Raw genomic sequence first — 12,934 nt, forward strand, 5'->3', positions numbered from 1 at the left:
TCAGGGCTTGCTGGTGAGGGACATGGCGGACAATTCACGGTATTCCCCCTCATCCAGGGCCGCCACCCTGGAGTTGCGCCGTCCGTAGGCGAGGTAGGCGGCGAGGCCTACCAGCATCCACACGGCAAAGGTCACCCAGGTGTCCGCGCCGAGGTTGGCCATCAGGTAGCCGCACATCAGGGCGCCAAGGATGGGGGTGAGCGGGAACAGCGGGACCCGAAAGGTGCGTTCCAGTTCGGGCCGCGTCCGGCGGAGGTAGATGACCGCCACATTCACCAGTGCGAAAGCGAACAGGGTACCGATGCTGGTGGCGTCAGCGAGCGAACCCAGCGGCACCAGTCCGGCGGTCAGCGCGACGGCGATGCCCACCAGCAGGGTTCCGGCAGCGGGGGTGCCGGTGCGGCGGGAGACGCGGCCGAAGACGGCAGGGATGAGGCCGTCGCGGGACATGGACAGCAGGATGCGGGTCTGGCCGTAGAGGACCGTCAGGACAATGCTGGCGATGGCCAGGACGGCGCCGACGGCGAAGACCAGGGCAATCCAGGGCTGGCCGGTGGTCTCCTCCAGGATCTTCACCAGGGCGGCCTCGGTGCCGTCGAACCAGCCCCACGGGCGGGCACCGATCGCGGCCACTGCCACCAGCACGTAGATGGTGGTGACGATCAGCATGGACAGCATAATGGCGCGCGGCAGGTCGCGCTTGGGATTGCGGGCTTCCTCGCCGGCGGTGGAGGCGGCGTCGAAGCCGATGTAGGAGAAGAAGACGCGGGACGCGGCGGCGGAAACACCGGCGGCGCCCATCGGCAGCAGCGGTTCGAAGTTGCCTGCGTTGAAGGCAGTGAAGGCGACGGCGCAGAAGAAAAGCAGGATGCCTACCTTGACCACCACGATGGCGGTGTTGATCCAGGCACTTTCCTTGGCGCCGCGGACCAGCAGGACGGTGGCCAGCACCACGATGACCATCGCGGGAATGTTGACCATGCCGCCGTCGCCCGGAGGCTGCGAAAGGGCGTCCGGCAGCGCTGTGCCGAACACGGCCAGGCTCTCGTTCACGTACTGACCGGCGCCAACGGCCACGGCAGCTACGGACACCGCGTATTCAAGGACCAGGCACCAGCCACAGATCCATGCCATGCCCTCGCCCATGGTGGCGTACGTGTAGGAGTAGCTGGAGCCGGACACGGGCACCAGGCCGGCCATTTCCGCGTACGATACCGCGGACAACAGCGCGGCGAGCCCCGCGATCGCAAACGAGATCCAGATGGCGGGACCGGCCAGCGGCACGGATTCACCCAGGATGACCAGGATGCCCGTGCCCAGCGTCGCGCCCACGGAGATCATGGTCAGCTGCAGGACGCCGAAGCTGCGGACGAGGCGGGGTCCGCCTTGGTCGGCCTCGGCCTCGTTGACCATCTGCGCGATGGGCTTGCGGCGCAGCAACTGCGCTCCAAGGGTGGGCCGGGCGGCCGCGCGGGCAGGTACCTGGCCGAAAGTGTAGGCACAGTCATCGTTGACGTCCGTTCGTGTCGTTGAATGGTTGGACTGGTTTCCCCTCCCCCAGCGTAGGGGTGTGAGCCGCATCTCAAGCTGTGCAAAATGACCTATAGTCTTCACTCATGAGACGCAATGCACCAGCAAGCGAGTCTGCTTCAGTGGGACTTCCGGCCCAGCTGAACGCCGTGACGCTGAACCAGTTCCTTGCCTCGCTGCCCGCGGGTGTGGCGATGCTGCACGACGCCGGCAACGGCCATACTCCCCTGCGGTGGGTGGAGCCCAGCGAACTTGAAGACCCTACGCCATACCTGCTTGACGGCGAATTCGTGCTGACCGCCGGGTTGCCATTCCGGCGCGGTGTCAACGGCGCCGATGACGACGCCGGCAGCGGCAGGGGTGGCGAGGGAGCCGCAGAGGGGGCAGCCGTCGCCGACGCGTACGTCCGCCGCCTTGTCGCCGCGGGCGTCGCGGCGCTGGGGTTCGGCCTTGAGCCGTACTTCGATGAGGTGCCCGCTGATGTCGTGGCGGCCTGCCGCAACCACGGCCTGACGCTGGTGGCGGTACCCGCCAGCATCCCGTTCGCCGCACTGGGACTCGAGTTCTCCAAGCTGCTCGAATCAGGGAACGCCCAGGTATTCCGCCAGCTCGCCGAGACCAACCGCCACCTCATGCGGGCGGTCCTGTCGCCCCGCCCGGAGCACGAGTTGCTGGCGGCCCTGGCGCAGCGGGTTCCGGCCTGGGCCGTCCTGCTTGGCGCGGACGGCAGGGTACGCGCCCGCGCCGGTACCGCCGTCGAGCTTTCCACGCTCCAGCCGCTGCTCAAAAGGCTCCTCGCGGGCAGCGGCCCGCGGGTGGAAACTGAAGCCTTTGACGTTCCGGGGTCAGCGCTGGTGTTCGGCCACCCGCTGCGGAGCACCAGGGATGCCACCTTGGGCGGCCTGCTGCTCGGCACGGACAAGCCGCTGACCCCCGCACAGAACAACGTGGTCTCCTCGGTGGTGGGCCTCCTGGAACTCCTGGTCCGGCAGCGGACCAGCGGTTCCCTGGCGCCCAGCCAGCTGGCCACGGCGTTGCTCCTGCATCCGGAAAGCATTGCAGGGGCCAGCACCAAAGAGCTGAACACACTGCGGGACCTGCTGGCGCAGAGCGTCGGGGGCACCCGCACCGGGCTGGTCCGGGTGGTCCAGGGCATCCGGCCCAATGCAGCGCCTGCGGCTGACGGTCCCGTGCGCGAACTGCTGCAATGGCGGCGGCTGTTCGACACAAAAATGGTGGAACTCACCGACTACGGCTTCGCCGCCGTGACCCGGCTGAAGGTTGACGACCAACTGCTGGCCGAGGTGGAGCAGCTGGGCTGGCGTCTGGTGGTGGGCGGCGCCGCGGAACTGCCAGCCCTTGCCGCTGCCTACCGCAGCGCGTCGGCTTTGCGTCCCCGGGTCCAGGCTACGGGGACCACCGTCCGCGAAGAGGAACTGACCTGGTCTGTCACCGGCCTGCTGGGCGGTGCGGCAGGCGGCATGCTGGCCTCCCGCCTGCTGGCGCCTGTTCTTGGACAGGAGCCCGAGCGCCGCGAAGCCCAGCTCCAGGTCCTCCGCGCATGGCTGGGCGCCAACGGCAACTGGGATGCGACAGCCAAGGACACAGGTCTGCACCGGAACAGCGTTCGCCGGCAGATCAATGCGCTGGCGGAGATCCTGGACGTGGACCTGGCGCAGGCCGGAACGCGGGCGGAGCTGTGGATCGCCCTGCAGTTTGCCGATTCCGCAGCTCCGCCCGGCGCAGCGCCGGACGGCGGTACAGGTGCTTAGTCTTCCCAGGCGCGGTAGAGGTCCGGGCGGCGCTCGTCCAGGTAGGGCACGGCGGCGCGCTCACGTTTTGCCGCTTCTGCATCCACGTCGGCGAAGAGCAACTGCGGTCCTTCCCCGGCTGCGGCGAGCAGCTTCCCGTCCGGGCCGGCGATGACGCTGCCGCCGAGGAACCTGCAGCCGTCCTCCACTCCGGAGTGGTTGGCGTAGGCGACGGTCAGCTGGCTTTCGAGTGCCCTGGCCCGGAGCAGCACCTGGGGGACGTCGTCGAACCCGTGGGCCAGCGCCGTGGGCACCAGCAGCAGCTCGGCGCCGCCGGCCGCCGCGGCCCGCACGGCTTCCGGGAATTCCACGTCGTAGCAGATGACCAAGGACGTGGGGATTCCCTGGAAGTCCACCACGGCGGGACGCTCTGCTGCCGGACTGAAGGCAGCACGCTCGTCCGGCCCGAACAGATGGACTTTTCCATACTCCAGCAACACCTCCCCGTTCGCGTCCAGCAGGGTGGCGCTGATCTGCCAGTCCCCCTCGGCCATGACACGCGGAAGACTGTAGACCAGCCCGATGCCGTGGCGGCGGGCGGTGGCGGCAAGTGTTGCGCGCAGCGTGGGGAGGACTTCCGGATCCAGCCCGGACCGCAGTTTGCGCGGGGCATACCCCACCGGGAAAAGCTCCGGGGTGAGCAGCACCCGGGCTCCGGCCGCTGCTGCTTCCCGGGCGGCGGCATCGATGACGGCACAGTTGGCCTCAGGATCAAGGACTGCAGAGTTGCCCTGCAGAAGTGCCAGCAGCACCGCTACCACCTTCCATCGTTGGAGCGGCCGCCTGGTGGGCCGCTCCTCCCAGCGTAGCCAGAGGATGCGGCGGCGGGCCGGGGCCATTTGCACCGCGGGACGAACGTTCACGGCCGGATCGTCCCGGTCCAGGCAATGGGGAGTGCGGCCTCATGCGTTAACTTCTTGACGCCAAGACCGCGAATAGGGCAATCTTCTTAGCATGTCCGCAACCCCGCGCTCAACGAGGAGCAAGCCCAAAAATCCGGGTTCACAGTCCGCCCTGAGGCAGCTGAACCAGCAGCGGATCATCGAGAGCTTGATGGGCGGTCCTTCCACGCAGGCAGAGCTTGCCCGGCAGACGGGCCTCTCCACCGCAACGGTGTCCAACATCGTCAAAATCATGCTCGATTCAGGCCTGGCATCCACGGAACCGATCACCAGTTCCGGCCGCCGGGCACTCAACGTCCGGCTCAACAGCAACGGTGCCGTGGCGGTCGGGATCGACTTCGGCCGCCGGCATCTGCGGGTGGTCCTGGCCTCCCTCAGCTACCACATCATCGCCGAGGAATCGGTCATGCTTCCCCTCGGCCACCAGGCTGAGGAAGGGATCCAGGCCGCCGTCGTCCTCCTTGACAAACTGTCGCAGGACAGCGGCATTGAACGGTCCGCCGTAGTGGGTGCCGGCGTCGGAATTCCGGGGCCCATCGACCGCCGGACCGGGACCGTGGCGCAGGGGGCCATCCTTCCCGAATGGGTGGGAATCAACATCCTCCAGCACCTTGAGGAAACCTTGAGAATCCCCGTATTTGTTGACAACGACGCCAATCTGGGAGCGTGGTCAGAGGTCACCTGGGACAGCACACAGGGGTCAGCAACCTGATGTTCCTGAAGATCGGTTCGGGCATCGGCGCGGGGCTGATCCTCAACGGCGCCCCCTACTACGGGAACGTTGGGATCACCGGTGAAATAGGCCACGCCACCATCCACGAGCAGGGCCTCGTCTGCCGCTGCGGGAACCGGGGATGCCTGGAAACCATCGCCTCCACCACCACCATGATCGAGCTTCTGAGCCGCGGCGAGGACAGGCCCCTGACGCCGGCCGACATCGTCCGGAAGGCCCTGAACCGGGACCCGGCAACGCTGCGGGTGGTGGACGATGCGGGCCTGTCCGTGGGCCGCGCACTGGGGAACGTGGCCAACCTGATCAACCCCGAGGTGATCGTGGTGGGCGGACCCCTGGCGGGCCTGGGTGACCTGCTGCTGGACCCGATCCGCCGCGGCCTGGTGCGGCATGCGGTGCCGGTGATTGGTGAGACCACCACCCTCACCATGTCCTCCCTCGGAGACCGTGCTGAAGCGCTCGGCGCGGCAGCACTCGTCTTCCAGCACGCTGGAATCAGGAAAACCTAGACCGTTTCGTTATCCGGCAATTGCGTTCAAGACTTGACGACAACAGCTGTGATCCAGTTTACTTTTTCATCAGACGGCCCTGCGCTTTGCCGGCCGGACAAAGAAGTCATTGCATTGGAGGGTTAGGGCTTATGACGTCCCAGGCCACGCAAAACGAACCGATCATCCTCGAGATGCGGTCCATCACCAAGGAATTCCCCGGCGTCAAAGCCCTGGACAACGTAAGCCTGCGGGTGAAGGCGGGCGAGATCCACGCGATCTGCGGTGAGAACGGCGCCGGCAAGTCCACCCTGATGAAGGTCCTTTCGGGTGTTTATCCCTATGGGAGCTACGACGGCGACATCGTCTACCAGGGGCAGGTCCAGCAGTTCCGGGACATCCGGGCCAGCGAGCACGCCGGCATCGTGATCATCCACCAGGAGCTGGCACTGATCCCGGAACTCTCCATCATGGAGAACATCTTCCTGGGCAACGAACCCACCAAACGCGGCATCATCGACTGGGCCGAAGCACGGCTCCGGTCCCTGGACCTGCTGGCCCGGGTGGGCCTCCGGGAAGACCCGGACACCCCCATCAAGGAAATCGGCGTCGGCAAGCAGCAGCTCGTGGAAATCGCCAAGGCGCTGAACAAGTCCGTGAAGATCCTCATCCTGGACGAACCCACTGCCGCGCTCAACGAGTCCGACTCCCAGCACCTGCTGGACCTGATGCTCGGCCTCAAAGCCAAGGGCATCACCAGCATCATCATCTCCCACAAGCTCAACGAGATCGAGCAGATCGCAGACTCCATCACCATCATCCGGGACGGCAAATCCATCGAAACGCTGGACGTCAAGGCAGACGGCGTGGATGAGGACCGCATCATCAAAGGGATGGTGGGCCGTACCCTCGAGTCCCGGTTCCCGGACCACACCCCCAAGATCGGCGAGGTGTTCTTCGAGGTCAAGAACTGGACCGTGGGGCACCCCAACGTGCAGGACCGGCTGGTCTGCAAGAACTCCAGCTTCTTCGTCCGCCGGGGTGAAATCGTCGGGTTCGCCGGGCTCATGGGCGCGGGCCGCACCGAGCTTGCCCGCTCCGTATTCGGCCGCTCCTACGGCCGGTTCATCAGCGGCCAGATCTACAAGGACGGCAAGGAAATCACCCTCAAGTCCGTCCGCCAGGCCATCGACGCCGGGCTGGGCTACGTCACCGAGGATCGCAAGTCCCTGGGGCTGAACCTGCTGGATGACATCAAAACCACCACGGTATCGGCCAACCTGCGGAAGATCAGCCGCAACTACGTGGTGGACCCCAACCAGGAATTCACGGTGGCCGAGCAGTACCGCAAGTCGCTGCGCACCAAGACCCCGTCCGTGGAGGAAGGCGTTGCCAAGCTCTCCGGCGGCAACCAGCAGAAAGTGGTCCTGGCCAAGTGGATGTTCACCGACCCGGACCTGCTGATCCTTGACGAACCCACCCGCGGCATCGACGTTGGCGCCAAGTACGAGATCTACGGCATCATCCAGCAACTCGCCAACCAGGGTAAGGGGGTCATTGTCATCTCCTCGGAACTCCCCGAACTCCTGGGCCTGTCCGACCGTATTTACACCATCTTCGAAGGCGCCATCACTGGCGTCCTGAACAAAGACGAGGCCAGCCAGGAAAGCCTGATGAAACTGATGACCTCAGCACGAAAAGCCGAAGCCGCCTGACCCTCTGGATCATCCCAGAACCTTCCGGACACAAGGACTGACACCATGAACGCCCTCAAGAAGCTGTTTGGCGGCAACACCCGCCAATTCGGCATGATCTTCGCCCTGGTGGCACTGATCGTCTTCTTCCAGATCGCCACCGACGGCCGGACCCTCACCCCCGGCAACGTCATCAACCTTTTCAACGGCAACTCCTACATCCTGATCCTGGCCATCGGCATGGTCCTGGTCATTATCGCCGGCCACATCGACCTCTCTGTCGGGTCCGTGGCAGCGTTCGTGGGCGTCACCGTGGCCCTGGCCATCCGCGACTGGGGCATTCCCTGGTATGCCGGCGTCCTGCTCGGGCTGCTGCTGGGTGCACTGATCGGTGCATGGCAAGGCTGGTGGACGGCCTACGTGGGCATTCCCGCCTTCATCGTCACGCTGGCAGGCATGCTCCTGTTCCGCGGCTTCAACCAGTTCGTCGGCAAATCCAACACCATCCCGGTCCCCAACGACTTCCAGTACCTGGGCGCCGGCTACCTGCCCGAAGTCGGCCCCGACACCGGCTACAACAACCTCACCCTCCTGCTGGGCATCGCCGCCGCCGCGTTCGTTGTATGGGGCGAACTCCGCTCCCGGGCCCGCGCCAAAGCCCTCGGCGCCGAAGTCCCGGAAATGTGGGTCACCGCACTGAAGCTCGTCCTGATCGCCGCCGCCATCCTGTACGCCACCTACCTCTTCGCCACCGGCCGGCCCGGCACCTCCTTCCCCATCCCCGGCCTCATCCTGGCCGTCCTGGTGCTGATCTACGGCTTCATCTCCTCCCGCACCATCCTCGGCCGCCACGTCTACGCAGTGGGTGGCAATCGGCACGCAGCCGAACTGTCCGGCGTCCAGTCCAAGAAGGTCAACTTCCTGGTCATGATGAACATGTCCATCCTCGCCGGCCTGGCAGGCATGATCTTCGTCGGCCGGTCCACCGCCTCCGGACCGTTCGACGGCGTCGGCTGGGAACTTGACGCCATCGCCGCAGTCTTCATCGGCGGCGCCGCCGTCACCGGCGGTGTGGGCACCGTGGTCGGATCCATTATTGGTGGCCTGGTCATGGCCGTCCTGAACAACGGCCTGCAACTGCTGGGTGTCGGCGCCGACCTCACCCAGATCATCAAGGGCCTGGTGCTCCTGATCGCAGTCGCCTTCGACGTCTACAACAAGAGCCAGGGCAAGAAGTCCATCATCGGCCTTCTGATGAGGAACTCCGGCCGCTCCTCCGGCGGCCCCAGCAACCCCATCCAGCCCGACGAAACCACCTCCACCAAAGAAGCCATCGCCCGGGAAGCCTGAGCCTTAAAGCCTGAATAGCGTTTCACCACAAAGAGAAAGAGAACCAACAATGCGAATGTTTGGTAAAGCAGGAAAGGCCGCAGCGGTAGCTGCCATCGCAGCACTGGCGCTGACGGGCTGCGGCCGCTCCGAGACCACAACCGGCGGCGGGACCGAAGGCGCCGGGGGGTTCGAACAGGACTCCTCCATCGGCGTCGCGCTTCCGCAGAAGACCAGCGAGAACTGGGTCCTTGCGGAGAAGCTGTTCAACGACGGCCTTAGCGAGGCAGGGTTCAAGCCTGACGTGCAGTTCGCCAACGGCGGTGTATCCGAACAGCAGAACCAGATCAGCGCCATGGTCACCAAGGGTGCCAAGGTCATCATTGTGGGCGCCATTGACGGCTCGCAGCTGGGCACCCAGCTCAAGCAGGCCAAGGACGCCGGCGCCACGATTATCGCTTACGACCGCCTGCTGCTGAACACCGAGAACGTGGACTACTACGTGGCCTACGACAACTTCAAGGTGGGCGAGCTCCAGGGCCAGGCCCTGCTGGAAGGCCTCAAAGCCAAGAAGCCGTCCGGCCCCTACAACATCGAGCTGTTCGCTGGCTCCCCGGATGACGCCAACGCCAAGGTCTTCTTCGACGGCGCCATGAGCGTCCTGAAGCCGAAGATCGACGACGGCACCCTCAAGGTCGTCTCGGGCCAGACCAGCTTCGAGCAGGCTGTGACCCAGGGCTGGAAGGCTGAGAACGCCCAGCGCCGCGCTGACACGCTGCTGACCGGCAGCTACACCAGCGAGTCGCTGGACGGCGTCCTCTCCCCCAACGACACCCTGGCCCGCGCAGTCCTGACCTCCGTCAAGGCCGCCGGCAAGCCGCTTCCGGTTGTCACCGGGCAGGACTCCGAGGTTGAGTCGGTCAAGTCGATCATGGCCGGCGAGCAGTACTCCACCATCAACAAGGACACCCGAAAGCTCGTGGAGCACGCCATCACCATGGTGAAGGACCTCCAGGCCGGCAAGGAACTGGAGATCAACGATCCCAACTCCTACAACAACGGTGTCAAGACTGTCCCGGCATACCTGCTGGAGCCGGTTATCGTCACGGCCGAGAACGTGAAGACCGCCTACGTCGGCGATCCGGTTCTCGAACCCATCACCAAGTAATTCACTCCGGAAAAGCCCGGTCCTCCTTTTCGGAGGGCCGGGCTTTTCTTATGTCGAAGGCGATTTAGCGCTTGACAGCCAGCACTCCCGGGCCCGTGAACTGCAGGGCGTGGTTCCGCACTGCCTGCGGGGTAGTGAACGCCTTGTAGCGGTAGGCATCCGCCGGGTCCCAGCCGACGTCGGTGGTGAACTCCCACCCGGTCCAGTCAGGGGCGGCGGTGCCGGATGATTCCGCTTCCGCGAGCGCCTCCGCCCGGTTCTGTTCGAAGGAGGCCCTCGCCACGGCATTCAGGTCCGCGGCCTCCCCGTTGAACCAGGAACCGGTATCGCTGAAGCGGTGCCCGTTGTAGCTGCTCACCATGATGGTCGGATCAGCCCCGGGCCCCGTGTAGTCGAAGGCGTTGCCCTCGGAGAAGATCCGTGACTCGTAGCCGGCGCCCAGGAAGTAGCTGTTGCCGCCCTGGCCTTCACTCACCATGGGGTATTGCGGATGGTCGGTGCTCCCCACAAAGTAATTGTTCAGGACGTGGACCTGGCCGAAACGCACACGCGGTCCGCGCTGCTGGATGTTCTCGAAGTGGTTGCCGATGTAACTGACGCGCAACTTGCCGCCGTCCTTGTCCACGTGCTCGTCGCCGGAGCCCAGGAGCATGGTCTTGTCGTGGTTGGTGAGTTTGCTGTTGGAGATGGTGACGTAGTCGGTGCCGTCCTTGAGATCCAGCAGGCCGTCGTGCCGGTTGGCTGGCTTGCCGTTCGGTCCAAGCGGCGCTTCGCTGTCGGGGTACCGGCCGTCAGTCAGCCGCACCTGGTCAATCCACAGGTGGTTGGACGTTACGGAGGAGACGGCGTCGAACCGGGCGTTCCAGGCCCCGTCCCCGTCGTCGGGCGACCACGTGCTGAAGAAGTCCACCGGAGCCTCCACGCTGAGATTGCGCATCACCACGTTCGTGGCGCTCAGGATCACGATGTTCGCGCCCACAAAACCGGAATCGGCGCCCAGCCCGATCACCGTGGTGTTGCTGGGGATGCTCACCTCGATCTGCCGCTTCATGTTGTTGCTGCCGGTCTGCCGCAACTGCCTTTGCTTCTTGCAGTATTCGAAGGTCTGGTCGCTCCACACCTTTCCGTCAGGCCCGAAGCAGGAGATGTATTTATTGATGTCGTAGCCGGCGGCGTAGTCCTGCTCGCCAAGGATCCGGCCGTCCGCCGCCTGGTTGCCGTTGATGGTTCCGTTGATATAGATGATCTTGGGCGCCGTCGGCTGGCCAATGTTGGCCAGCGCGGATTTGAGGCCTGCCAGCGTCTCCACCTCATACCGGCTTTCCGCCGGCGCGCCTGCGCCGCCGTTTGTGCCGGTTCCGACGGCGGCCCAACCAGTGGGTGCCGCATCATCAGGCCGGATGGTCCCGCCGCCTGTAGGAGGCGGGCTGGCAGTTCCGGGAACTGCAACGGACAACCCGGCAACGAGCGCCAGTGCCGAGGCCGCGGCTGCCATTCCTGCAGCCCGGCGGAGCCTGCTGGAGGCGGAAGTGCCTGTCTCATCACGTTTCAGGGACGTCATTGGCCTAATTTCCGGCATGCCAAATAAACCACATGCCTTGCTGGGTGCGGATAAAGGTAAACATTGATGACCGTCGAGAAATCGGTTTCTCACCGGTGGTTTATTCTTACGCGCGCCGTCACCCGGGTGTCAAGGGTCTTCGCCGCAGAGCATGCCGTTGCGGGCAACCCGCTACTGCTGCCCCCTGCAACGCCCTCTCACTTTTGGCGCCCAATTCCCCAACGCCCGCTCACTTACAGCGGATAGACAGCAAACCCCTGCGCACTGCTGTGACAGGATTGGGCCATGACCGCGCCCATCGCCACGCCGTGGCTGTCCAACCAGCCCAACACGGACCCCCGCTCCGCCACCGGGAACTCCCTGCGCTGGGGAATCATTGCCACCGGCGGCATTGCCCGGTCGGTGGCCCAGGACCTTGCCCTGCTGGGGGACGCGGAACTGTACGCTGTCAGTTCCCGCGGACAGGAGACTGCAGACGCTTTCGCCGCAGCCTATGGCGTCTCCACGGCGTACGGGGACGACGACGGCGTGCACGGCTACCAGCGACTGCTCGCCGACGAGGCGGTGGACGTCGTTTATGTCGCCACGCCCATGCCCAGCACCACCAGATTGTCCTCGCAGCCCTCAACGCCGGCAAGCACGTCCTCTGCGAAAAGGCCTTCACTGTCAATGCGCGCGAAGCCAGGGAGCTCATCGACGTCGCCAGGAGCCGCAACCTGTTCCTGATGGAGGCGGTCTGGAGCCGCTTCCTGCCGGGCATGCAGCGGGCATTCGAAATCGCGGCCTCCGGCGAGCTCGGAGACCTTCACTGGGTGTCGGCCGACCTCGGCTTCCCCGCCCCCTACTCCCCCACCTCCCGCCTCTGGGCGCGCGGGGACGGCGGCGGAGCGCTCCTGGACATTTCGGTCTACCCCCTGCTGTGGGCGCTGGGAACCCTTGGCTTTCCGCAGACGGTCAGCGCCATGGGCGTCGTCAACGACGACGGCGTGGACGCCCAGAATGCGATGACCCTTGGCTACAGCCACGGCGCACAGGTACAACTCACCTCGTCGCTGTTGTCCCACGGGCCACGGACCGCCACCGTGGCCGGCAACCTCGGCTTCCTGCAAAGCGTCGGATCCATCAACAACCCCCGCAAACTGAGCATTGTCACGGGCCGTTCCGACCACAGGACCGAGACCTTCGACGTCGTGGGCAAGGGCTACACCTATGAGTTGCGCGAGGTGACACGCTGCATCCAGCAGGGCCTCACCGAAAGCCCCGTCATGCCTCTCGAGGATTCTTTGAACGTCATGCGCTTGTTTGACGGCGTGCGTGCCCAGCTCGGCGTCAGCTACCCGAATGACAGCCACTGAAGGGCATGACTAAGCAGTCAAGATCCTCATGACTCATGCGCCTGTTTTCCATGCGGAATCAATTGCATGACGGACTTAAATGCCCCTGTGATGATGAGGCCTGTGAATGTTTTGATTTTGTCGATTTGTTTTAGAAGTCCCTAGACTTTCTGCAATATCCGGTCTTACGCTATAGGCATCGTCGAATGCAGCAGTACTGGGGGTGGTACGCGTGGGTGAATCTCGTCCACCGTGGCGCGCCCTGCGGCCGGTCCTTCTGGCTGGCGCCGCTGCCTTTACCTGGTTGACATTCTCGGCCACGTCGGCTTCTGCAGACCTGCTTCCGGACACGTCATCCCTTTTGGGGGGCGTCACCAGCTCTAC

The 12,934-nt window shown here is 64.9% G+C and carries 7 protein-coding genes and 2 pseudogenes; 6 read left to right on the forward strand and 3 right to left on the reverse strand.

Features of this window, described 5'->3' with window-relative positions; genetic code table 11:
- Window positions 1-1,413, reverse strand: coding sequence for an amino acid permease (locus ACPEE0_RS14030; RefSeq protein WP_424575281.1), 1,413 nt, complete (start codon window positions 1,411-1,413; stop codon window positions 1-3).
- Between the two features lie 203 nt (window positions 1,414-1,616).
- Between ACPEE0_RS14030 and ACPEE0_RS14035 the strand changes: the two genes are divergently transcribed.
- Window positions 1,617-3,302: a PucR family transcriptional regulator gene (locus ACPEE0_RS14035; RefSeq protein ID WP_424574661.1), complete on the forward strand. Its 1,686-nt coding sequence runs from the start codon at window positions 1,617-1,619 to the stop codon at window positions 3,300-3,302.
- On the opposite strand, the gene ACPEE0_RS14040 is transcribed toward ACPEE0_RS14035, so the two are convergent.
- Window positions 3,299-4,093, reverse strand: coding sequence for a nitrilase-related carbon-nitrogen hydrolase (locus tag ACPEE0_RS14040; RefSeq protein WP_424574662.1), 795 nt, complete (start codon window positions 4,091-4,093; stop codon window positions 3,299-3,301). The two genes, ACPEE0_RS14035 and ACPEE0_RS14040, sit on opposite strands and share 4 nt — an antisense overlap.
- A 202-nt stretch (window positions 4,094-4,295) precedes the next feature.
- On the opposite strand from ACPEE0_RS14040, the pseudogene ACPEE0_RS14045 reads away from it, so the two are divergent.
- The 4 genes and pseudogenes from ACPEE0_RS14045 to ACPEE0_RS14060 all read left to right on the forward strand — a co-directional run bounded on the left by ACPEE0_RS14045 (window position 4,296) and on the right by ACPEE0_RS14060 (window position 9,655).
- Window positions 4,296-5,485: pseudogene (locus ACPEE0_RS14045) on the forward strand (ROK family transcriptional regulator).
- A 131-nt stretch (window positions 5,486-5,616) separates the two neighbouring features.
- Entirely contained in the window at window positions 5,617-7,179 is a 1,563-nt protein-coding gene (mmsA, locus tag ACPEE0_RS14050; RefSeq protein ID WP_133351137.1) for a multiple monosaccharide ABC transporter ATP-binding protein, read from the forward strand.
- A 45-nt stretch (window positions 7,180-7,224) separates the two neighbouring features.
- Window positions 7,225-8,508, forward strand: coding sequence for a multiple monosaccharide ABC transporter permease (gene mmsB / locus ACPEE0_RS14055; RefSeq protein ID WP_009358007.1), 1,284 nt, complete (start codon window positions 7,225-7,227; stop codon window positions 8,506-8,508).
- 49 nt (window positions 8,509-8,557) lie between these two features.
- Window positions 8,558-9,655: a sugar-binding protein gene (locus ACPEE0_RS14060; RefSeq protein WP_354175419.1), complete on the forward strand. Its 1,098-nt coding sequence runs from the start codon at window positions 8,558-8,560 to the stop codon at window positions 9,653-9,655.
- A 64-nt stretch (window positions 9,656-9,719) separates the two neighbouring features.
- Here the strand turns inward: ACPEE0_RS14060 and ACPEE0_RS14065 are convergent, their stop codons facing one another.
- Window positions 9,720-11,216, reverse strand: a complete 1,497-nt coding sequence (locus ACPEE0_RS14065) for a pectate lyase family protein (RefSeq protein ID WP_424574663.1) — start codon at window positions 11,214-11,216, stop codon at window positions 9,720-9,722.
- A 285-nt stretch (window positions 11,217-11,501) separates the two neighbouring features.
- Between ACPEE0_RS14065 and ACPEE0_RS14070 the strand changes: the two are divergent.
- Window positions 11,502-12,571: pseudogene (locus ACPEE0_RS14070) on the forward strand (Gfo/Idh/MocA family protein).
- Window positions 12,572-12,934 lie beyond the last annotated feature (363 nt).

It is taken from the genome of Arthrobacter sp. SD76 (genome assembly GCF_049726125.1).
GTDB lineage: Bacteria > Actinomycetota > Actinomycetes > Actinomycetales > Micrococcaceae > Arthrobacter > Arthrobacter nitrophenolicus.